Annotated in this window: 16 protein-coding genes; 9 read left to right on the forward strand and 7 right to left on the reverse strand. The window is 71.7% G+C overall.

What is annotated here, in order from left to right; genetic code table 11:
- Positions 1-112 precede the first annotated feature (112 nt).
- The 5 genes from GC203_RS11885 (at position 113) to GC203_RS11905 (ending at position 6,633) form a co-directional block, all read left to right on the forward strand.
- Positions 113-1,909: a ParB N-terminal domain-containing protein gene (locus GC203_RS11885; protein WP_293454531.1), complete on the forward strand. Its 1,797-nt coding sequence runs from the start codon at positions 113-115 to the stop codon at positions 1,907-1,909.
- A gap of 289 nt (positions 1,910-2,198) precedes the next feature.
- A complete protein-coding gene (locus GC203_RS11890; RefSeq protein WP_293454532.1) occupies positions 2,199-3,146 on the forward strand; it encodes a DUF2493 domain-containing protein in 948 nt (315 codons plus the stop codon).
- Positions 3,147-3,330: 184 nt separating this feature from the next.
- Complete coding sequence (locus GC203_RS11895) at positions 3,331-3,969, forward strand: winged helix-turn-helix domain-containing protein (protein WP_293454534.1); 639 nt, start codon at positions 3,331-3,333, stop codon at positions 3,967-3,969.
- Positions 3,970-4,218: 249 nt separating this feature from the next.
- Entirely contained in the window at positions 4,219-4,848 is a 630-nt protein-coding gene (locus GC203_RS11900; RefSeq protein ID WP_293454537.1) for a lasso peptide biosynthesis B2 protein, read from the forward strand.
- Positions 4,849-6,633, forward strand: a complete 1,785-nt coding sequence (locus GC203_RS11905) for an asparagine synthase-related protein (protein ID WP_293454539.1) — start codon at positions 4,849-4,851, stop codon at positions 6,631-6,633. It abuts the gene before it with no gap.
- Here GC203_RS11905 and GC203_RS11910 read toward each other — a convergent pair.
- The 4 genes from GC203_RS11910 to GC203_RS11925 all read right to left on the reverse strand — a co-directional run bounded on the left by GC203_RS11910 (position 6,569) and on the right by GC203_RS11925 (position 13,900).
- Complete coding sequence (locus tag GC203_RS11910) at positions 6,569-9,064, reverse strand: prolyl oligopeptidase family serine peptidase (protein ID WP_293454542.1); 2,496 nt, start codon at positions 9,062-9,064, stop codon at positions 6,569-6,571. The genes GC203_RS11905 and GC203_RS11910 overlap by 65 nt on opposite strands.
- Positions 9,064-12,165, reverse strand: coding sequence for a TonB-dependent receptor (locus tag GC203_RS11915; RefSeq protein WP_293454545.1), 3,102 nt, complete (start codon positions 12,163-12,165; stop codon positions 9,064-9,066). The genes GC203_RS11910 and GC203_RS11915 overlap by 1 nt, the downstream gene beginning before the upstream one ends.
- 126 nt (positions 12,166-12,291) lie before the next feature.
- Positions 12,292-13,377, reverse strand: a complete 1,086-nt coding sequence (locus GC203_RS11920) for a FecR family protein (RefSeq protein WP_293454548.1) — start codon at positions 13,375-13,377, stop codon at positions 12,292-12,294.
- Between the two features lie 10 nt (positions 13,378-13,387).
- Entirely contained in the window at positions 13,388-13,900 is a 513-nt protein-coding gene (locus GC203_RS11925) for a sigma-70 family RNA polymerase sigma factor (protein WP_293454551.1), read from the reverse strand.
- A 157-nt stretch (positions 13,901-14,057) separates the two neighbouring features.
- Between GC203_RS11925 and GC203_RS11930 the strand changes: the two genes are divergently transcribed.
- From GC203_RS11930 to GC203_RS11945, 4 genes are all read left to right on the forward strand, one after another.
- Positions 14,058-14,237: a helix-turn-helix transcriptional regulator gene (locus GC203_RS11930; RefSeq protein WP_293454554.1), complete on the forward strand. Its 180-nt coding sequence runs from the start codon at positions 14,058-14,060 to the stop codon at positions 14,235-14,237.
- A 70-nt stretch (positions 14,238-14,307) separates the two neighbouring features.
- Positions 14,308-14,514: a helix-turn-helix transcriptional regulator gene (locus GC203_RS11935; protein WP_293454556.1), complete on the forward strand. Its 207-nt coding sequence runs from the start codon at positions 14,308-14,310 to the stop codon at positions 14,512-14,514.
- Positions 14,515-14,805: 291 nt separating this feature from the next.
- Entirely contained in the window at positions 14,806-15,348 is a 543-nt protein-coding gene (locus GC203_RS11940; RefSeq protein WP_293454558.1) for a hypothetical protein, read from the forward strand.
- On the forward strand, positions 15,345-15,866 hold the full coding sequence (locus GC203_RS11945) for a hypothetical protein (protein ID WP_293454561.1): 522 nt from the start codon (positions 15,345-15,347) through the stop codon (positions 15,864-15,866). The genes GC203_RS11940 and GC203_RS11945 overlap by 4 nt, the downstream gene beginning before the upstream one ends.
- 648 nt (positions 15,867-16,514) lie before the next feature.
- Here GC203_RS11945 and GC203_RS11950 read toward each other — a convergent pair.
- From GC203_RS11950 to GC203_RS11960, 3 genes are all read right to left on the reverse strand, one after another.
- Positions 16,515-17,156, reverse strand: coding sequence for a hypothetical protein (locus GC203_RS11950; protein ID WP_293454563.1), 642 nt, complete (start codon positions 17,154-17,156; stop codon positions 16,515-16,517).
- Between the two features lie 112 nt (positions 17,157-17,268).
- Positions 17,269-18,081, reverse strand: coding sequence for a hypothetical protein (locus tag GC203_RS11955; protein ID WP_293454565.1), 813 nt, complete (start codon positions 18,079-18,081; stop codon positions 17,269-17,271).
- Positions 18,082-18,654: 573 nt separating this feature from the next.
- The gene (locus GC203_RS11960; RefSeq protein WP_293454568.1) at positions 18,655-22,275 is read right to left on the reverse strand and encodes a DEAD/DEAH box helicase family protein; all 3,621 of its coding nucleotides are present in this window, start codon (positions 22,273-22,275) and stop codon (positions 18,655-18,657) included.
- Positions 22,276-22,515: the final 240 nt, after the last annotated feature.

The raw sequence follows: 22,515 nt of genomic DNA on the forward strand, positions 1-22,515 counted from the left end.
CCCCGGCCTGGTCCGGGACCCCGCGCCGCCCTGGCGCAACCCGGCCCGTCCGCCGTCTCCACAACAGCGCGGACGGGACCGGATCACACCCCCGTAGATGAGGAGCTAGACCATGAGACTCGCATTCGCCGATCCCCGCAACCTCACCCTCTCGCCGCTCAACATGCACTACGGCCGGCCCGATCCGGACGTCTCCGACATCCTGCCGTCGATCCGCCGGCGCGGCGTGCTGCTGACCCTGCTCGTGCGGGAGGTCCGCGCCGAGGGCGCCGTCGTCGAGGACCGCTTCGAGATCGTCGCGGGGCGGCGGCGCTGGAAGGCCGCGCTCGCCGCCCTCGCCGAGGGCGTCGAGATCGATCCCGTCCCGATCGGCATCCTCGAGGCGGGCGACGACGCGGCCGCGATCGAGGCCTCGCTGATCGAGAACCTCGGCCGGCTGCCGCCCGACGAGGTGACCTGCTGGGAGACCTTCGCGCGCCTCGTCAGGTCCGGGCGGACGGCCGAGCAGATCGCGGCGGTCTTCGGGATGTCGGAGGCGGTGGTGAAGCGCACCCTGGCGCTGGGCCAGCTCCTGCCGCGGCTCCGCAACCTCTACCGCCGCGAGGCGATCGACGTGGCCACGGTCCGCGCCCTGACCTTGGCCAGCAAGGCCCAGCAGAAGGCCTGGCTGGCGCTGTTCGACGATCCGGAGCAGCGGGCGCCCACCGGTTCGTCGCTGAAGGCCTGGCTGTTCGGCGGGGCCTCGATCCCGACCAAGAACGCGCTCTTCTCGCTCGACGACTACCCCGGCCAGATCCGCGCCGACCTGTTCGGCGAGGACAGCTACTTCGTGGACGCCGGCCTCTTCTGGCGCTGCCAGAACGAGGCCGTGGCCGCCCGGCGCGAAGCCCTGCTGGCGGCGGGCTGGGGCGAGGTCGAGGTGCTGGAGGCCGGCCAGCCGTTCTACAGCTGGAAGCACGTGAAGACGCCCAGGACCCAGGGCGGCAAGGTGTTCATCGCCGTGGGCCTGAAGGGCGAGGTCGAGGTCCACGAGGGCTGGCTCACCGACAAGGAGGCCAGGCGGGCCCGGGCCGCGGCGGAGAAGGCGGCCCGCGGCGAGCGCCCCGAAGCGGCCGAGGCGGCCAGGCTCGCCCGGCCCGAGGTGACCCGGGCCCAGGGCGCCTACATCGACCTGCATCGCCACGCCGCCGTGCGCGTAGCCCTGACCGAGCATCCCGCCGTGGCGCTGCGGATGCTCGTCGCCCACGCGGTGGCGGGGTCGCCCCACTGGCAGGTGAAGGCCGAGCCGCGGGCGCCGCACGACCCGGCGGTGGCCGCGAGCCTGGCGGCGAGTCCCGCCGAGGCGGCCTTCGCCGAACGCCGCCGGGAGGCGGCGGCCCTGCTGGGCCTCGGCCAGGGCGCCGAGGCGCTGCTCGGGCGGCGCGACGGCGGCGGCGCGGCGGCGGTCTTCGCGCGGCTGCTGGGCCTGTCCGACGCCGCCGTCCTGGCCGTGGCCGCGGCGGTGATGGCCGAGAGCCTGGAGGCCGGAAGCGACGCTGTGGAGGCCGCGGGCGCCTGGCTCAAGGTCGACGTCCGCCGCTTCTGGGCGCCGGACGGCGCCTTCTTCGAGCTGATGCGCGACCGGGAGATCGCGAACGCCATGCTGAAGGAGGTCGGCGGCAAGAAGGTCGCCGACGGCAACCTCACCGAGAAGGTGAAGACGCAGACCGGCATCCTGCGCGACTTCCTCGACGGCGCGAACGGCCGGGCCAAGGTCGAGGGGTGGACGCCGAAGTGGCTGGGCTTCCCGGCTCAGGCCTACACGCGCCGGCCCTTCGCGCCGGCCCGGCGGGCCCGCGCCGTGGCGCCGCTTCTCAGGCGGGCGGATGCGGCCCTCGCGCCCGAGCCCGCGGCGGTCGCCGCCGAATAGCGCGCCGGCGCCGAGACCCTCGCACGCCTCCGTCGTCCGACGGGGGCGTGCGCCCTTGCCGGCGGCGGGCCCGCGCCGGCGGGCGTCGACGGCCGGGGCGGCGCGAAGCGGGGGCGCGGACCGGCGGCGGGCTCCGCGGCGCGGCCGAAGCGGAGGATCGCGACGGAGCGCCGCCGGCCCGGCCCGCCGGCAAGGGTGCGCTCTCGCCGCCTGGCGGCGCCCTGGCCTGCGGCCCGGCTCCGGCGGCCGGAGGTCGCGAGCTTCGGCTCGCAGCCCTCAGGAGACCGCCATGCGACCGCATCCCACCTTCTTCAACACCGCCGACCTCGACGCCTTCGACGCCCGGACCGCGGCCTTGCAGGACCCGCGCCCGCACCCCACGGAGCCGCAGCTGGTCCAGCTGGGCCGCGCCCTGATGGGCGAGGTGCTCGACCTGGTGCTGGGCGGCGCCCTCGAGGACCACGCCGTGACGGTCTGCGAGACCCTGATCGGCGGCCTGCACGCCGGGGTGCATCGCCTCGAGCGCGACGCCGACCGCGCGCGCGACCGGCTGGCCGAGCAGCTGCGGGCGTTCGACGGCTCCGAGGTCGCCGACCTGGACCTGCAGGAGGCCAAGGCCAGCGCCGACCGGCTCGACGTCGCCGGCGAGGCCCTGGCCCTGGTGCGCGACGCCGCGGCCGAGGCGTATGCGGTGGCCACCGGGGAGGTCTGGAGTCCCTGGCGCGGAACCGTGCGCGGCGGGACGAGCGCCGCCCAGATCGACGCCCAGGCGGCGCTGCGGGCCGCCGCCGAGCGCAAGCGGTCCGCCGCCGATCCGGGCGAGGCCGTGGTCGCCTTCCGCGCCTCGCCGCGCAGCGACGCGCCGCAGGACGCGCGCCGCATCTTCGACGCCCTCAACTGGGCGCGCGCGGAATATCCCGGCATGAGCCTGGCGCTCACCGGCGCCAAGGGCGGCGAACGGCTGGCGCGGCGCTGGGCCCAGCAGAAGGGCGTGCGCCTGGTCCTGGCCCGCCCCGACTTCGAGCGGTTCGGGCGGGCCGCGCCGTTCCGCGCCAACGACCAGCTGATGGCCCTGGAGCCGGTCTGCGTCCTCGTGCTGCCGGAGAGCCTGGGCCCGGCCGCCGAGGCCGGCGCCCCGCCGTTCGGGCCGGCGATGAACCTGGCCGAGCAGGCGCGCCGCCGGGGGGTGCGCTGCGTGCGCATCGCGCCCAAGGCCGAGGCCGCGGGCGCAACCTAGGCCGCCGGCGCGGCGGGCCGTGTCGAATCCGGCGAGCGGCCCGCCATTTCCTGGCGCGCATTGTGAATATTCGCGGGCCGGCCCCCGGCGCGGCCGCGCCGCGGGAAATATCGCCCTTGTCACGGTCGGCGCCCGCCGCGCCTCCTGGGACGGTCGCGCCCCACGAGGCCAGCGGAGTCCTGCGATGGCCGCGTCCCAGGCCGAGCCCTTCCATGTCGCCCTCGCGGCGATCCGCGATCGCCTGCGCAGCGGCGCGCTGGCGCCGGGCGCCCGGGCGACGGCCGTCGACCTGGCCGACGACCTGGGCCTGTCGACCACGCCCGTGCGCGAGGCGCTCTCGCGCCTGGCCGGAGAAGGGGTGCTCGAGGACCGGCGCGGGCAGGGCTATTTCGTCCGCCGGCTGGGGAGCGTCGACATCGCCGACCTGCACCGGCGCAGCCTGGCGCACCTGCTGATCGCCCTGGAGCCCCGGCGGGCGAACCGCCTGCCGCCGCCGGCCGGCGCGCCGCCCGGAATCCCGCCCGGGGCGGCGTTCGACCCCGTCGCCGCCGTCGAGGAGGCCTTCCGCGGCTGGGTGGGCGCGACCGGCAGCCGCCTGCTGATCGCCGCCTTCCGGGTGATCCAGATCCAGCTCGGCCCGGCGCGGCGGGTGGAGTCCCGCCTGCTGGGCGACCTGGAGGCCGAGGCCCTGGGCCTTCTGGACGCGGAGGTCCCGCGGGCGGAGCGGCTGGCGGCGCTGCGCCAGTTCCACGCGGTCCGCATCCGCGAATCCGACCGCCTGGCCGGCCTGCTGGACGCCGCGGCCCGGGGCCCGGGAAAGTAGATCGAATATAGATTGAAAACACACATCCTGGGTTGTGCAGTGGCGAGGTCGCAATCGTGCGGCGGTCCAGACCCTGGAGGTCGAAATGATCAAGCTCCTCAGCCTGCGGAGCCTCCGGCTCCTCACCTTGGGCGGCGCCAAGGCGTCGACCCACGGCTTCGACGAGGGCGACAACGACGAAGGCGAGGCGACCTACTACGACTAAGTCGCCGAACGCGGCGCCGGGCCACCGGCGCCGCACCGCGCCCCATGTTCGTCACCCTTCGCCCTGACGTGTTCGCCGCCGTGATCGAGGACGACCTCGTCCTGCTCGACGTGACGGCCGACGCCTATCTCTGCCTGCCCGGCGCGGCGGCCGAATTCGCCACGGGCCCGTCGCGCCAGGCGGCGTTGGGCGAGGCGCTGGTCGCTCGGGGACTGGCCCGCGCGACGTCGCGGCTCCCGGGGCATCCCGCGACGAGACCGCTGCCGACCCGTGACGTGCTGCGCGCGGCCGGCCTACGACCGGGCTTCGGGGACATCCTGCGTCTGGCGGCCGCCTATGCGGACGTCCTCCTTCACTATCGCGGGCGCAGCTTCTCCCACATCCTCGATCGCGCCCGGCGAGGGCGCATGGGCCGCAAGCGGGACCCGGCGGACCTGGCGCGCCTCTGCGCCGTGTTCCACACCGCGGCTCCCTGGGTGCCGATCTCCGGCAAGTGCCTGGAGCGCAGCTTCTGCTTCCTGCGGTTCCTCCAGCGCAGCGGCGGCGACGCCGACTGGGTGTTCGGCGTCGCGACCTGGCCCTTCGTCGCGCATTGCTGGCTGCAGGTGGGCGACACGGCGCTGGACGACGCCGTGGAGCGGCTTGACCGCTACACGACGATCATGACCGCCTGAATGCAGACCTTTCTCGCCCTCTGCTGGCCGTCCGCCGATCTCGAGGCGGCCCGGTTCGTCGGGTCCTGGGGCGCCGCGCCGGACGGGATGGCGACGTGGCGCGCCGTGGTGCGCCGGCCCGGGCTTCAGGTCTGGACGCCGCGGTCGGGCGGGCCGGCGATCCGACCGATCGCCGGCGGAGTCGTTCTGGGCGATGTCTTCCCGCGCCGAGGCGGCGGAAGGTGGATGGCCGGAGCGGACGACGCCGGGCCGTCCTCGACCGAAGGCGTCGCACGGCGCCTCTCCGCCGACGCCTGGGGCGGCTACGTCGCGCTCCTGCCGGATTCCGCGATGCAGGTCTGGTCGGTCTTCCGAGACCCGAGCGGGGCGCTGGACGCCATAACCTGGCGTCGCGACGGCGTCGCCGTCGTGGCGGACGACCTGACCGCATCGCCGTGCGGTCTGTTGCCAGCCGACCTCGATCTGGACTGGCGCGTGATCACCGAGATCATCTGCCGTCCGCTGGCGACATCTCACCTGTCGCCCCTTGGCGGCGTGCATGTGGTTGCTCCGGGCGACCTGCAGACCGCCGGAGCCGGAGCGGACACCGCGCAGCCGATCTGGCGGCCCGCGCGGTACGCGGACCCGAAGCTGGCGGCGTCGCCCGCCGCCCTTCGACAAGTCGTGCTGGACACCGTCTCGGACCTGGCGGGCGTCCATGACGCGCTGATCGCGGAAGTCTCCGGAGGACTGGACTCGGCCATCGTCGCCGGCGCCCTCGTGGCCACCGGCCACCGCGGCCGGGTCCGGGCCGGCCTGAACTTTCATGCGCCGCAGCGCGAAGGCGACGAACGCGCGTACGCCGAAGCGGTCTGCGCGCGGCTGGACGCGCCGCTGGTCACCCGGCGAAGCTTCACGGACCTCATCACGGCCCACGACCTGGCGGCGTTCGCGGGCAGCGCCGGACCGGCGTTCGCGTCCGTCGACTTCGCCCGGGATCGGCACACCGCCGCCGTGCTTCGGGAGGCCGGCGCGCGGGCCCTGTTCGGCGGTCATGGCGGCGACGCGGTCTTCTTTCAGATGCCGTCGCCGACGATCGTCGGCGATGTCGTCGCCTCGCGCGGACTCGCCGCCGCGCTCGATCCAGACGTCGTCGGCCTCGCCCGACGCCTGCGCCGCTCGGTCTGGAGCGTGATGGCCGGAGCCCGCCAGGCGGCGCAGGCGCCGGTCGGCGCGCCGCCGCGCACGGCGCGCTTCTGGGGGCCGACGGCGCGGGAGAGCACGCCGCTGGCGCCCCATCCGTGGTTGCGCGACCTCGACGGGCTGCATCCCGCCAAGCAGCTGCAGCTGCAGTATCTGACCACCAGCCAAGGCGCGACCCGCCGCTGTGCGCGCGGCGGCGTCGGACCCCTCGTCCGGCCGCTCCTGGCGCAACCCGTCCTCGAGGCCTGGCTCCCCACGCCGGCGGCGCAGCTCGCGGCGGGCGGCGGCGAGCGCGGGCTGGCCCGACAGCTGTTCGGGGACCTAGTGCCGGAGGTGGTGGTCCAGCGCCGTTCGAAGGGCGCCCTGACCTCCGCCTACACCCGCGGCATGGCGGCGAGCCTCGACGTCATGCGCCCCCATCTCCTCGACGGCGCGCTGGTCCGCGCCGGGCTGCTCGACCGGGACGCGGTCGACGCCGCCCTGCAGCCGGATCGCCTCATCCGCGACAACGCCGGGGTCCGCCTCATCCGCGCCGCGCTCATCGAGTCCTGGGTCCGTCACTGGCAGGCCCGGACGCGGGACCGGCGGGAGCCGGATCGCTGAATCCGAGATGTTCGTCGAGAAAGCCGAAGGCCCGCCGATAGTAGTCCGACAGGTTCCCCGGGCTCAGCAGGCCGTGACCCTCGCCGAAGTAGACCACGAACACGGCGTCCTTGGCCTGTCGAAACAGCGCGGCGAACATTTCCGCGCTCTGGGCCATTGGAATGCTGTCGAGGTCGCCGTGGACGATCATCAGCGGCGTGCGGATACGGTCGGCCTGCAGCGCGGGGCTGTTGGCCAGGTACCGCCCGGGCGCCGCCCAAGGCGGCGCGCCCATCCCGCCCTGGAGATCCTCGGTCCATCCCGCCGCCCAGGGGAAGCCGACCGCGCCGCGCGGCCATACGAGCTGCGCGGCGTAGGTGTCCCCGTGGCGGCTGAAGAGGTCGGCGATGGACGCCCGGGCGACGCCGGCCCCGAATCGGTCCGTCTGTTCCGCCGCCGCAAGAACGGCGTAGCCGCCGAAGCTGGCGCCCCAGAGGCCGACCCGGCGGGCGTCGAAGGCGCCGCGCAACGCCGGCGTGGCGGCGGCCGCGTCGACGATCCCAAGCAGCCTGGCCGCGAGGCCCTCGGCCGGACCCCGGCCGGCGAGGGTCGGCAGGCTCGGGATCAGGACGGCGTAGCCATGTCCGACCAGCATCGCGGGTTCCTCGACCTCGCCGCCCGCGGGCACGTCCACACTGTCGGGAAGCTTCGGGAAGACGCTTCCCGGATAAGGCCAGACGACGAGCGGCGGCGGCGGCGACGCCGGGTCGGCCGCGGGCAGGAGCACCCAGCTGGTCAAGGGTTCGCCGCGGGGCCCGGCATGGCGGACGGCGACGACCCGGGGCGGCTCGATCGGCTCCATCCCGGGGTTCAGGTCGGCCAGCGTCACCGGCGCCCCTCGGCGCGGGAGCCAGAGCAGCCGCTGCCGGCCGCCGCCCAGCACCTGCCGCGCGACCAGGCCATGGCGGGCGTTCGAGACCCCCGCGACCCGCGCCCGTCCGGGCAGGCGCCAAACGCCGATCGAGCCGTCGCGGCGGAGCGCCACGGCGGTGTCGCCGCCGTCCGCGGCCCGGCCGCGGGCGATCAAGGCGTCGAGGGACGCGACCCCGCGGGCGAAACGGGGCGTGAAGCCGGCCGTCAGGCGGTCGGCCTCGCCGAGCCCGGCCGGCCCGATCGGCTCCGCCCGGTCCGCGCGGATGCGCCAGAAGCGTCCCCCGGCCAGGGCCATCACCTGGGCTCCGTCGGACAGCAGGCCGTCGCGCGGGAGCGGCGGCGTCCCGGGCGCGAGCGGCTCGGCCTCGCCGTGCGCGAGGCGCCGCCAGGCCGGGGCGCCGGCGATCCGGCCATAGGCCACGACCTCGTCGCCGAGCCAGCCGGCGCGGACGGTCATCGGCCGGCCCTCCGCGAGCGGCTGGAATCCGCGCGCCGTCACGGCGGGACATGCGCCCGTCGCCGCCTCGACCCGGCGCAGGGCGCCCTTCGTCCAGGCTGTGTCGTCCGCGCGGGCGTAGACCAGGAGGCTGCGGCCGTCGGGTGACCAGCGCAGGAGCTGGCCGAGCATGTCCCAGCCCGGGCACGGCGCCGTCACACGCGCCTGGGCGACGTCCACCAGCCGAAGCCGGGCGCGTCGCAGTTCCGTGCCCTGGACGCCATGAACGGGACGTCCGGATCGCGTGACGATCGGCGCGCCGGCCTCCAGCAGGGCGATCCGCCGCCCGTCGGGGGAGGCCTCCAGGTCGGTGAATTCGCCGGTCGCGAGCGGCCTTCGCGCGCCCGTGACCGAATCCACGGCCAGCAGGGTCGACGGCGGATCGTCCCGGGACGCGCCCAGATAGGCCCCGCTGCCCAGCACCGTGACCGCCGCTTCGCCCCGGGCCGCCGCGGCGTGCAGGGCGGCCAGTCCCGCCTGCGCGCGGACGGCCCGCAGGGCGTGCGGCCCCAGGCCGGCCGGGGGCGCGAGAACCGCCAGGGTGGTGGGCGACAGCCAGGCGACGGAGCGGCCGCGCTCGACGATGTCGGGCGTGATCCCCAGCCATCGCACGCCCTGGCCAGGGGTCGCGACGCCCAGCTCCCAGACGTCCGCCTTGAGCCGCATGACCGCGACCCGCGTCCCGTCGGGCGCGGCGGGCCCCAGGGCGTAGCCCACCCCCGGCTCGGCGGGGACCAGATCCCGCAGCGGTCCCGGCCGCGCCAGGTCGGCGACCTGCAGGCGGGTGCGCAGGATCGGCGTGAAGCGATCGTAGTCGAAGCGCGAGGCCGAGGCGCGCGGCCCGCGCCGCTCGACCAGGGCCCAGCGGCCGTCCGGCGTCACGTCGATGCGGCCGAACCCCTCCTGCCGCAGGAAGTCGGCCGGCTGCAGCCCGCGCGCCTCGGCGAGGCTTCCCGCCAGGGCCAGGACCCCGACGAGGACGCCCGCCGCCCGCGCGCCCAGGCGCGGCGAACGGGGCGGCATCACCAGCTCCGGGTGAGCTGCAGGGAGATGAACCGGCCGATCGGGTCGGCGCTGGCGGCGTCGTAGCCGTAGCCGAAGGGGTTGTCGTAGAGCGGCGGGTCGCTGTTGAAGAGGTTGCGGACGTTCAGGGTCGCGGTCACCGGCCCGATCGCCGTGCCCCGCCCGAAGGTCAGGCGGGCGTTCGCGTCGACCGTGGTCTGCGTCCCGACTCGCCCGGCCACGGGATCGTGGAAGGCGCCGAGGCGGTTGAGCGCCGCGCCGAGCCCGAGGCCGTCGCGGGTCCAGTCCATGGTCAGCCGCGCGCGGAACTTCGCGGGATACCCCACCCGGCCCAGGAGCTCGGCGAAGCTGTCGGTGGGCGTGATCGCCTCCTTGTAGTCCAGGAGCCGGGAGGCGTTCGCGCCGAGCGTCATCGCGCCGCCCGCCAGGCCGAAGCGGACGCTGGCCTGGACGTCCAGGCCGCTGACCCGCAGGCCGGCGGTGTTCACCCAGCGCTGGTCGATGATCGCCCCCACGTCGCTGGGCGGGAAGGTTCCCGGCGCCACGTTCGAGGTCGGGTCGGCGAGCAGGGCGTTCACCAGCGCCAGGTCCTGCGGATCGGTGGCCGGCGAGACCCGCCGCACGAACACCTGCAGGCGCGGATCGGTCAGCGCGGTCGTACGGCTCGACGTCAAGGGCCGGTCGATGCGGCCGTCGAACTCGGTCCGGAACCAGTTCACGGACAGGCGCGCGCCGGGCAGGGCGGCGGGGTGGGCCTCGAAGCCGAAGGTCCACGACTTCGCCGTCTCGGGGTCGAGGTCGGGATTGCCGCCCTGCAACGCCAGCACCCGAACGCGCGCCGAGCCCTGGTTCAGGACGATCGATGCGATGGTCGGCTGGTCGGCGAGTTCGGTCAGCGCCGGCGCGCGGAAGGACTCCCCGTAGGTTCCGCGCACCACGAGACCGCCGATGGGCGACCAGAGGACGCCGAACCGGGGGTTCAGGGTGTAGCCGAAGTCGCTGTAGCGTTCGCCGCGAAGAGCGGCGGAGAGTTCGAGGGACCGCAGGCCCGGGCGGCCACGCTCCGGATCGACGAGCGGCGCCCGGAGCTCGCCATAGGCGGACAGGACGTCCCGGCGCCCGCCCGCCGGTTTCCCGGCGACGAATCCGGGCTGGCTCACGTAGCTCGAACTCACCCGCGAGAAGACCTCGCGTCGCGCCTGGGCGCCGAGCGCCATCTTCACCTGTCCGCCGGGCCCGTCGAAGAGGTCCCCGTCGGCCTGGGCGTTCGCCGTATACACGCGGCTGCGGTTGCGGGCGTGCTGGGCTCCGGAGAGGATCGCCGCCAGCACGGCGGGGCTGTTGGCGCCGGGCTCGCCGCTGAACGGGTTGAAATAGCCGTCCCGCTGAGGGTTGTACGCGGTCGCCGGATTGTCCGGCGTATTGCCCAGGGCTTCGTTGAGGATCAGCAGGTGGGCGGCGCCTTCCTGCCGGCTCTCGACGATCTCCTGGGCGAAGGCCGCATAGCTCTGCAGGCGCCAGCCGCGTCCGAGGTCCGCGTCGGCCCCCAGCGACGCGGTCAGCGCCTCCGCGCTCGCCCGGGTCCGCAGGTTGCCGCCCTCGGCGCTGAACGCGTACTGGATCTGGTGGCTCGAGACGCCGCTCGGCGAGACGAAGAACGGATTGCTGGGTCCGACCGTCAGGGTCGAGATCGTCCCCGAGCCTTGCAGCTTCGCGATGCGGAAGCCGTATCGGAGGTCGCCGGAGAGCTCGATCCGCGGTGAGAGCGTCTGCCGCCAGGCCAGGTACGCGCTCTGGCGGCGTTGGTCAGGCAACAGGTCGACGCCGGTGGTCTGGCTGTAGCGGTTGACCGTGTTCGCCTGGAAGTCCGCGGGCGTCAGGCCCGTCCCGGGCTGGCCCGCCGGGATCGCCCAGTAGGGCGCGGTGAGGCCGGTCGCCGGGTCCAGGCGCAGGATGTTGCCCGGAAAGCTGAAGGTGTCGCGCTGGTCCGATCCGCCCAGCGGGCGCAGGTCCGCCGAGCGCGTGAACTTCCGGTCGGCCGCCGCCAGGGCCTCGCGCCGCGACGCCTCGAACGCCAGCATCACGCTGCCGCTCTCCCAGATGTGGCCGATCACGGCCCCGACGCCGCTCTCGATCGGCGTCCCGCCGGCGCCGACGCCGCCGCGGACCCGGACCTCGCCGCCTTCGAAGCGGCGGCGAAGGATGACGTTGACCACCCCGCCGACGGCGTCCGCGCCATAGAGGGCCGAGGCCCCGTCCAGCAGCACCTCGATGCGCTCGACGGCCATGATCGGGATGTTCGAGAGGTCCGCGAAGTCGCCCTTGTTGCCGGAGCCCGCCAGACGCCGCCCGTTGATCAGCACCAGGGTCGCGTCGGCGCCCAGGCCGCGCAGGTTGACGCTGGTCGCATAGCTCGAGTTGGTGCCGAGACGGTCGGCGCGGGTGGTGACCGTGCCTTCGGCCGCCTCGCCGCCGAAGGTCTGCGGCAGCGCCTGGAGCGCGGCGGCGACATTGGCGTGGCCCGTCGCCTCGAGTTGCGCCCGGTCGATCGCGATGAGCGGCGCGGCGGGGCTGCCGCCGCGGATGTGGCTGCCGGTGACCTCGACGCCCTCGACGGTCTTCGGCGCCCGGCGGGCCGGCGCCGCGACCGGATCCGCGGCGGCGGGCGCCGGCGGCGGGGCAGCGGCGGCGCCGTCATCGCCGAAAGGGCGTTCGGGCGTGGGGAGCCCGGCCGGCCCCGAATGGGCGAGCGGCGCCGCCGCGCCCCCGCCGGACTTGCGCGGCTTGAGGACGACGACGCGGGGCGCGGTGCGGCGCGCCTCGATGGCCCCGGCGCCGATGAGCCGGCGCAGGGCCTGTTCGGTGGTGTAGCGGCCGGCGAGCGCGGGGGCCGGGCGGCCTTCCACCAGCTCGAGGGGGTAGATCAGCTGGTCGCCGGTCTGGGCGGAGAGGGCCGCCAGCGACTGCTCCAGCGCCCCGGCGGGGATGTCGATCGCCTTCTCGCCGGCCGCCAGGGCCGGGGCGGCCGCGGCGAGGACGCCGCCCGCCAGGGACCCCATCAGTACGTGACGCAGACTCAGACCCGGACCCATCCGTCGCATGAACGCTTCCCCCGCGGGTCGCGGCCGAGCCGGTCCCTTCGACCGGGCGTTCCGACGTCGCGATCCGTCAGGCGCTGCAGACGCAAACGGGGCCGCGGCGCCCTACGGGGGGTTGAAAAAAATCTGTCATGCCGGCGGGCCGGACGCCGGTCCGGGCGTGGGGCGGGGCGTCGCCGGCGTGGGAGTCGGGGGCTGGCTTGGGGCGAGGGCCGGACGGGAAGTGGAGGCGGGGGCCGGCGCGGCGGCGAGGCGCCAGTCGCCGTCGGCGGTGCGGGTGAGGCTGAGGTCGTGGAAGTCGGCGACGCCGCGGGCGAAGGATTCGGCGTCGCCCACGTCGAAGAAGCCGCTGACCGGGCGGGCGGCCAGGCCGGGGCCGGCGAGCTCGACCTTGCGGGCGCTGTAGCGGTTGACCTCGGCGACCGCCGCCGCCAGCGGGGTGTCGCGGAACACCAGCCGCCCCGTCGTCCAGCTGGTGGCGCGGGCGGCGTCGACGGCGGCGGTGCTGACCGGGCCGCCGCGCGCGAGCCGGGCGGCCTGGTTGGGGCGCAGGACCACGGCCGGGCCCTCGCCGGGGCCGGGCGCGACCCGCACGGCGCCCTGCAGCAGGGTGACCTGGACGCCGCCGTCCTGGCGGCGGACGTCGAAGCGGGTGCCGAGCGCGCGGACGCGGACCGGGCCGGCCTCGACCACGAAGGGGCGGGCGGCGTCGTGGGCGACGTCGAAGAAGGCCTCGCCGCGGGTCAGGACGAGGCGGCGCTCGTGCGGGCGGAAGGCCACCCGGACCTGGCTGTCGACGTTGAGGTGGACGCGGCTGCCGTCCTCGAGGCGCACGACCTTCTGCTCGATGTGCGCCGTGCCGTAGGTGGGAGCGATCCGGCCGAGCAGGAGGTAGACGCCGCCGACGGCGGCGAGCGAGGCCAGGACCAGGGCGCCGGCGAGCCGCGGGCCGCCGGGGAGGATGCGCCAGGGGCGGCGGCGGCCGCGGTCCAGGGCCTGTTCGGTCATCTTCAGGATGCCCGGGTCGGCGGCGTGGTCGCCCGAGGCCTCCCAGAAGGCCTCGGCCTCGGCGTAGGCGGCGTCGTTGGCCGGGTCGTCGCGCCAGTCGCGGAACTCGCGGACGGTCCGGGTGCTGATCGACTGGTGGCCGAGGCGGGCCAGCCACGCGGCGGCCTCTTCCTGCGCGCGCGTGGGCCTGGGTCGTGGATCGCTCATCCGTCGTCGCCTAGCCGCGGTACCGCGCCATGCACAGCTTGAGCGCCTGGGTCATCCGCTTCTCGACGGTCTTGACCGAGATTCCGAGGTGCGTGGCGATCTCAGCATAGGTCAGGCCGCCGAAGCGGCTCAAGACATATACGTCGCGCAGGTTGCGGGGGAGCTTGGAGACCACCTCGCGGTGAAGCAGCGCTTCGTGCTGGTCGGGCAGGGTGACCGCTTCGGGGGCCTCGTCGCTGGCGACCAGGCGGGGGCGCTTCTGGGCCTGCTCGCGGCGCAGGTGGTCCTGGCCGGCGTTGAGGGCGATGCGGGCCAGGAGCGCCTTGGGGCTGCGCCAGTCGAGGGGGCGCTGGGCCAGGCGCAGGAAGGTCTCCTGGGCGAGGTCCTCGGCGATCTCGCGGCCGAAGCGGCGGGCGAGGAAGGCGGTGAGCCAGGCGCCGTAGGCGCGGTAGAGCCCGGCGACGTCGGGGGGGAGGGACGGGGGCGTCGCCTCGCGTTCGCGGGCCGGATCGAGCTTCGCCAAGAAACAATCTCAAACATCGGCAGCGCCGCTTGGACGCCTGCCGGGCGGGGCCGCTCCATATCGTCGGCGGATTGTAGAGGATACTCCGTGGAGGAATACTCAACAATCCCATCGTCTACTGGCGATGGAGCTCCGGCGAACCCTCGCGAGGAACGTGTTGAGGACGCGCAAGGCGCGCGGCCTCTCGCAGGAGGCGCTCGCCCATGATGCCGAGGTTGATCGGACTTGGATCAGCAGGCTGGAAACCTCGAAGGCGGCCGTATCGGTGGATGTGATCGAGAAGGTCGCGCGAGCACTGGGAGTCGATCCGTCGGATCTGCTTCGGTCTGGCGGCTAGCGCCTCTTCCTAGCGCGATGTCGAGGATACTCCGTGGAGGAATCCTCCGAGACGACGCCGTATCCTGGGGATGGGCGTCCGCGACATCCTCGCCGCGAATCTTCGCGCGCTCCGGCGACGTCAGGGCCTGTCGCAGGAAGAGCTCGCCTATCGCGCAGACATTGATCGCACCTATGTCAGCGCGCTCGAGCGAGGCGTCTACGCGGCTACGATCGACATTCTTGAGCGTCTCGCGCGAGCTCTGGATGTTCAGGCGTGGGAGCTGCTGAAGCCGTAGTCCGTCAGCGGGCCGCGGTTGTGAGGGCCGCCTTCCAGTTTGGGGTGGCTTGGCGACCGGAGCGTCCTTGGTCACTCGTGACACGGCGCAGGGACGGGGGCGTCCACCGACGAGTGCGGCGTCGGCATTGCGCCATCACCGGACATTGGGTTCGGTGCGTAGAGCGGACCTTCGTGGCCATTTTCGTAGGCACAGCGCGCCGAGCGATTGCGGCAGGTGCTCATCGCTCGCAGTCGGGTGGAATACGCAAGGTGCGCGCATCTTCTGCTACCCTTTGCTCGAGGGGGAGCTATGAGCGAAGGTGCCGACGTTACCTGGGAAGAGTTCTACGAGGCTATCGGCCGGGGCATGACCGCCTGGTCGGGGGTCGAGAACGCGCTGTGCGACGTGTTCTCTCGCATCCTGATCTGCTGCATCGGCGGCGGCATGAAGGCCGGGACGCATCAGAACCTGTGGCTCGTCGGGAACATTTTCAACTCGATTACCAATCTGCCGGCTCGGCTCGGGATGATCGACGACATGGTACAGCGCGAAGTGAGCGACCCCGCGCTCCTGGGCGAATGGAAGACGCTGAAGAACAAGGTCGGGACGCTCTACAAGAAGCGGAACGTCCTCGCGCACTGCGGCGTGTGGGGAAGTGGGACCGACTCAGGCGAAGGTGCCAGCTTCCTGCGCGCGCCGTTCTTCTCCAGCAAGGATGAGGTGTATGGGTTCCAGCAGGTCACCTCCTGGCCATCATCCTTCAAAGCCCTCGAAGACCGGACAACCGAGTTCGCCGTCGCGGTGAACAAATGGATTGTCGATAATCGGCCAGTTGAAGCGCGTCTGCGATGACCGACGCCGACCGCTTCTTCGAAAAGTTCGTCTACTACCTGCGGCCCCCGAGCCCTGAAGAAGACGCCCTACGCATGGAAATCGATGCCCTGACGCCTGCGAGGGTGAAGGCCGGAGACAGCGCCCGGCTGGAGCAAGAAGGGTTCAGGGTGGGCGAGTGCCACCGCAATTGCATAGCCGCCGCGGCAGCTGGCGTTGGGGAGCAGGTCTTCGGCTGGACGATCACGCGGCACGTCTATCTCTCGCACTCCGTCATGCGAATGCCGGACGGTGGCCTCCAGTGCATCACGCCCGGCCACACAGATGAACTCGGCGACGAAGGTTGCTTCCAGTTCTGCCCGGACCCGGCCTACTGCTTCGACGGCCGGTGGATGCGTCGCAACGGCGTCTTCCCCGCTCACAGCACGGCCATCATCCGACGCAACCCCGACTTCGTTCGTCGGCACTATGCGGACCTTCACGAGCGGGTAGGCAACGGCTCGCTTACCTACGAGGAGGCCATCGCATTGGGTCTATAGGTTCGCGGCCGAGCGCCGGCGGCTGGTAGCCCCGCGGGAGCGGCGTGCCCCCGCCAAGCCATTCGCCCACCATGTCCCAACGACCCCCTCCGCTACCGTGCGGGCCAACCCAACCTGCACCGAGTAGGCGCATGAGCTTGTTCCCGTAGCCGCTCATGACGCGCGTGTACCCCGTCCAAAGTTTCTCGGGCATCGCCTTCTCGGGCTCCACGTCGTTTGCCCTGCGGCCACAGGGGTAGCGCATCCAGCTTTCGTTCCCTTCCTCAAACGCCGCGAGAACAGCCCGATCACGCTTGGCATAGGGGATCAGCGACGAAAGCTCGATCAGCGAAACCAGCTTGTGGGAGCATATCTCTGGGTGGAGGTATCCGTCAGAAATCCACGTGGGATGCTCGTATACCAAGAAGGCCTTGATCGCGTTCTCCAGGGCCAAGGCGCACAGCAGAAACGTCGCTTTGTTGGTGTTGTCCCATGAGACGGTTGGTTCGTTCCGACTGCGGCGGGTCAGCTTCCCGCCTTCCCATCGCCGGCGATGCAGGCTCACTGCCTGCTCATGCAGGCTGTCTGCCGTAAGCACCCACTGTTGCGGGTTGGCGGCTTCAGCGAACGCTTTGCACTCGGCCTCAGTGAACTTTGGACCCTTTGCCACTAGGCCGGCTCGCCCGAGACTATGCGGACAAGCTCCTGCCCGGCCGGCGTGGCGACGTAGGAGCGGATCGCGCCATGCTCCTTGCTGTGCTGCGCGAGGTTGGCCTCAATCACGCCCAGCCCGGCGAGGTGGTTCAGTGCTGTGGATAGGTCGGACGTGGACCAGTCGGCTAGCTCGGCTGGAAGGGCCGGCGGCGGCTGTTCTCCCCCCGCCGAAATGAAGGTGACCGTGTTGTCGTCAAGCCAACCATAGTCGTCGGCATAGCGCAGGGTGATCCGCCGCTCGCGCTCCACGATGACTAGAAGGGCGAATTCGCCGTCGTCCATCTCGCGCAGGAGGCGAATGCGGCGAGCGGCATTCATCGCCGTCACCTCATTGGCCGTGAGGCCGCTCGCAACGACCGACGCAAGCCGTTCCATGCGCGGGTCGCTGGTTGCCTCGGCCGCCGCGCTGATGCCGGCTTCGAACAAGCCGCTGGCTTCCGGCCGCTGGTCCCACTGCTGCCTCAGGGTGTTGAGATCGGCCGCCATCGCAGCGACGCGCTCGTGCAGGAGGTGCAGGTAGGTCACCACCCTGTTCATCCGCCGAGCTGGCAACTGGTCGATAGCGAAGCCGGCAAGGGACCCCACCACAGGGATCATACCTATAGCCGCCTTGAAGGCCTCTGGACCCCAATCTGCGGCGCTCGGGTCGATGAGAGCGCGGGCCGCGTGGAGCTCGGTCGGCAACCTATCGCTGGGTTCGTCTGCCATCCTATTTCGTCACCGGTTCAGCGCGACCGGGGACCACAGTGCCGACCGGCGGCGGTTCTTTCCAGGCCCGCTCCCACGGTTGGCAGTCCGGCGCCCCACCCGGGCATGCCGGAAGCTGCGGGGTCGACGTGGCCTTCGCCGCGGGCGGAACGACTCGGGTGGTGGTTTTAGGTTGCGCCGTTGGGACCGCCACTGCGACCGCAGAAACCTTGGGGTCGCTAGGCTTGGTGATCCAGGCCTGCCCTACCAGGACCACGACGCCCAGCGCCGCCGCCACGAACGAGGCGACAAGCCACTTCTGTGCTGTTAGCTGGAGCTTCAGCCCCGCCTGGGCCGAAGTGTTCAGGTCCTTCATGGCTGCATCGAAAACGGCCGGTGAATTCTCCCACTCGCTCTGCGCCCTCTCCAGGCGGGCCTTCAGCAAGCCGCGCATCTGATCGTCGGCCTGGTCGCCCCACACCAGCTGGGCCACACTCTCGTCCATAGACGGGCTGGTCAGGACATCCTTGAAGCCCTCCATCTGGCGGTGCGCCATTGCGATCCGGGTCCGGGCGATGGCCTCAAGTGGGCGTTGTGTGAGCCGGGCAATCGCGTAGCTGATAGCGACGCCGCCGAAGTTGAACCCGGTGATCCCGCAGATGGCGGGGATGGTGATGGTACGCAGCGCAGCCATAGGGTCGTCGGCGTTCCCGGCGAAGCCAATCAGGGCCAGAAGGAGCGCGCCGTTAACGGCGGCCCCCGTCCATAGGAGCCGCTGGTAGGCGGCATCCACCTGCGCCTCTGCAGAAGGATCAACAGTCGGTACTTCGCTCATTGTAGCCCGCCTTTGCCTCCGCCACGGTCAAGCTACCTATCGGGGAGTGCGTGCACCATCGATTCCGGTCGCGCGTGCGCTTTGTGGAGAGCGGTGGGATTTGGACAACGTGCCGCTACGGGTGCCCGACCTTCGTCCCCCTGAGCGGCGGGTAGAGGGCCTGCGTGGCGCCAACCGGAGACATTGGGACTTGGCCCAAGTGCGGACATATCGCCAGCCGCCTCTGGCGGAGTCCGGCGACGCGTACTTCGATCTGCGCCAATTCAGAGAGCGGGCGGGCTTCCGCCACGAACGCCGGGTCCGGCTCTTCGCGGACGATGTACGCGACGCCGGGTGGGAGAAGCGCTGGGCGGACGCGACCGGAGGAGCGCTACTCGGGGACTTCCATGAGGTCCGGATGAGCAACGGGACGCTCTGGCGTCGGGACGGCACGTTTCAAACTGAAGAACTATGACCTGGCGTCTTTCCTGTCCCGATGGCTGGGGCGGGATCTGACCACCCGCGGCTCCCAGGCCCCCTCGCGCCCGCGCCGGATTGGGGCGGAATATACTTTCAGAAGCTTGTGCGGGCCCGCTAGGGGTTACAGACCAGCCGAAACCGCACCCCCGCGCGATCGAAGGCAGAGCGCACGGTGGCGAGGTAGTAGAGGAACTGCAGGTCGGCGACGCTGCGGGTCTGGAAAGCTTGCTGCGCAGCGGCGTGGCTCAGAAGGCCGGCGCTGAGGACGACGACCTCGGTCTTGAACAGCGGGTTCGCAAGCGCTTCGGCCAGTCGACCATGGGCCGCCTTGATGTCGCCTGCGGGCGCTTTCCAGAGCCGCGGCCGCGAGATTTCGTAGCCGCCGGCAGCCTGCAGCTTCACCGACCAAGCGTCCTCCCACCCTCCCGGCATGACGAACGCCTGTCTGGCCGATCCGGCAAGAGCCAGGCTGGCCAGCGCCTGCCGGGCGACGATCTGCAGCTTTCCGGCCGCCGCCTGCGGGTTGGCGACGTTGTCCGCCTTGGCGTGGACAACGAGCACCCGTCGCGTCGCGGCGTCGATGCAATAGAAGTCGGCGGTCTCGACTGTGCTGTCATCGCAGATCACGGTGTCGCAAGCGGCGATGTCGGCCGCCAACGAACCTACAGCGGCCCCTTGGGCGTTCATCCAAGTCTCGACCAGCCCGAACAGGGTCTTGGTTCCCCACTCGCCAGGCGCGGCGAGCCGAGTATCGCCCTTCTCGCTGACGACCGCCGGCATCGAAGCATCGCCCTCGAGAAGGCTGAGGAGATTCTCTCCGAGGTCGGGGCGGTAGAAGTGACCGTGGGAATAGATCACCCCGTCCTGGCTGGTGATTATCTGGAAGGCCTGCTCGCCATTGATCAGTCGGGTGAGCGAGGGTGCGAGTTTCTGACCGAAGGTGTCGATCTCAGGCTCGCCAGCTTCGGCGTCGGCGGCCTCGCCCTCTTCCGCCCGTGTCAGGTCCTGGTTCAGGGTCTCCGAACTCAGGGCGTACTTGCCGTAGGCCGGGATCGCATTGCGGAAGTTGTAGGCGATCTCGACCTCATGGCCGTCGAAGATGAAGCTGTAGCGGTGGGTGTCCGTGTCCTCGTCATGGTCATCCGTCACCGCCAGGCAGGTGTCCGCTTCGAGCATCTCGTCGAGGGCGGCGCGGTTCCATCCGAAGTCCCGGGGTGAGCCGGGCTCGGGCACGAGGTCGCGCACGTCGAGCAGGATCGAGAGCGGGGCCGCCGCGGCGGGCTCGAGAGGCGCAACCTCCCGCGCGAACCGGTCGAAGTACTCATGCGGGACCACGGTCTCATCGGCCATCACCCTGGCGAGGCCCTGGGCCCAGGTCGCGTAAGCCTCCACCGACACCAGTTGGTTCGCGGTGTCGGCGACGCTGGACCGCGCCAGCGACAGCCGGCGGCGCGCCACGGCGGAGCCGATGGGCGTATAGCCCTCGACCGAGGTCGGCGTCTGGCTAGCCTCAGCCAGGTCGAAGTAGCCGGCGTCGAGCGCGTGTCGCCGCACGCTGATGGACCTCAGGCCAAGTTCGCTGATGTCGAGGCCGCGCGCGGTGGTCTCCACGATCCGAACGCGGCTCGGCTCGCCAGCTTGCGACCGCGCGAACAGCCGGCGCAGCTCTACCGCAGCCGGCGCGACAAGCCCCAGCCGGTTGAAGTCGAGACAGTTTCCCTCAGTGTCTAGGGAAACGACATAGGGTCCGGCTCGCACCAGGGTCAGGACGCCGAGGCGCCACTCGGGAATCTGATGGGCGCGCAGCAGGGGCGAATTTCGCCACAACAGATAGCGGATCATCCGCACGTCGTTGAACGGCGCGCGAATCTCCGTGGCGGCCACGGGCGAAATGTCGAACCGATCCTCCAGCTGCATCGCTTCAGCGGCATGGCTGGCCAGCTGGTCCATGAAAGCGTCGGAGATCGGCTGGGGGTTGTCGGGGTCAGCGTTGAGCCGGCGCGTGAAGACCCCACGCTGCGGGAGCACGAACGCCTCCATCGACGGTGTCTGCTCCAGCCAGTGCGCGCCGCGGAATTCCCCGGCCACATACTGAACCGCGGGCGAGGAACGCTTCAGGACCGGCAAGAGCTGGGTCTCGGCCGTGAAGGCGATATCGGGTCGCGCGGCCGCGTACCGCTCGAACTCCAGGTAGGCCTCCCACCGACGCTGGGTCAGCTCCGCGACGGTGGGCGCCCCGTCGATGGTGCGAAGCCGCTGGCTGCTGCCGCGTATGATCGCCTGCCGTCCGGCCTGATCATTGAGGTCGGGTCGGCGGATCGCGCGTCCGATCTGCTGGATGAGCTGGCGCGCGCCGCCAAACCCGTCGTAGAGCCAGACCTCGATGAAGGCCGGATCGTCGATCCCCTCGAGGAGCTTGTACTGGTGCAGCCAGACCCGGGCGTCCTTGGCGGCCTGGTCGGCCGCCGCTTGAAAGACCTCCGGGAAGCGCAGAGGCTTGAGCGCGGCCAAAGCTTCACCCTTCAGGTCTGAAGGATTTTCGCGGGCGGGTCCGATCATCCGGTCGTGGATCAGCACCGTGCGCTCGCCGGTTCGCGCAAAGAACTCCCGCTGGATCGCCTTCAGGTCCGCTAGGCTTCCCGCGTGAACGATCGCCTTCTTGCCCGGCGGCAGGTGGGCGAGATCCTCCGCAAATTCCTGGACGAACTGGGCCGCGCCATAGCGGCCGTCGTCTCCGAGCTGCAGCACCCCGCCGCGGGGCGGCTGCACGGCCACGTCCCGGATCAATTCCTGGGCGACGGCTTCGTCCCAGGAGAGGTTGAAAACGAAACGGCCGGAGAGCGCGAAATATTTGTAGTCGTTGCGGTAGGGCGTCGCCGAAAGGACGACCGTGGGCTTGCCGAGGCTTCGCACCGCCTGCGCCCAGGAGTAGGCCGGCTCGTGATGCCCCTCGTCTACGATCACCAGGTCCGCGCTGCGGATCAGATCGCGGAACTCCTCGCTCGTGTCGGCCCCATCCTCGGCCTCTAGACTCGAGAGACTGGTCGCCGCCGCCTGGGCTTCGCGGCCATAGAAATCGCGGTGCGCCGGCGGGGCGACCTGAAGCAGCCGGTGCAGGGCGTTGAAGGTCCCGACCCAGATCTGCTGATCCTCGTGACGCGCCTGCCAGATGGCGTCGTACTGCTCGGCGCCGAGTATCCGCACGGGGTTGCCCCGTCCGCGCTGGCTACTGGCGATCACGTCAAGTTCGGCGACGGACAGGCCCTCCCGCAACCCATCGGCGGTATAGGCGGCGCCGAGATTGCGCCAAAACCGCGTGGAGAGGTCCTGAGCCATCTGGCGCACCAGGGCCTTTCGGGGGGTCAGGATGAGCGTCTTGAATGGCCGGCCGGGGGCACAGGCTAAGGCGGCGATGATCCCCGTCTTGCCGCTGCCCGTCGGCATCTTGATCAGAGCAGACTCATTCTCCGCTTCCGCCATCGGCGTCGCGCGGGCGGCTAGGTAGGCTTGCACGAAGGCGACCGCGCGGCGCTGCGGCGCCCTCAGTCCACGCGCGGGTCGGTAGTCTGCCGCACCCTCCGTCCAGAACACATGTCGGCCTAAGGTCGCGATCCGCTCTCGATACCTTTTGTCGACCTCCTCACGCGCGACTTGCGGAATGTCGAACACCAAGCGTCCGGCGCCAGCGGCCAGCAGATTCTCAAGTGTCCTATACGGAATAGGCGGGCGCGCCATGGGTAGACCTCAGATGCGATCACCCATCGCCACAGCGTGAGGTTGAGCGAGAAATCAAGGGCTATCCCCCTTTCGCTCTACGCTCAAGCTCGAGCGCGGCCTCGGCAGGGAAAGCCTTCCCTGCGTTGAGCCGACGTCGTCTCGCTCGACCTTTGGGTAGGAGACGACCGCAGGTGTTGAAGGACGACAAGCGAATGATCTTCACCGCTCGTGCTCATGCCCAGCCTCCGGCCGATTTCA

Source organism: Phenylobacterium sp., assembly GCF_016124325.1.
Taxonomy (GTDB): domain Bacteria; phylum Pseudomonadota; class Alphaproteobacteria; order Caulobacterales; family Caulobacteraceae; genus Phenylobacterium.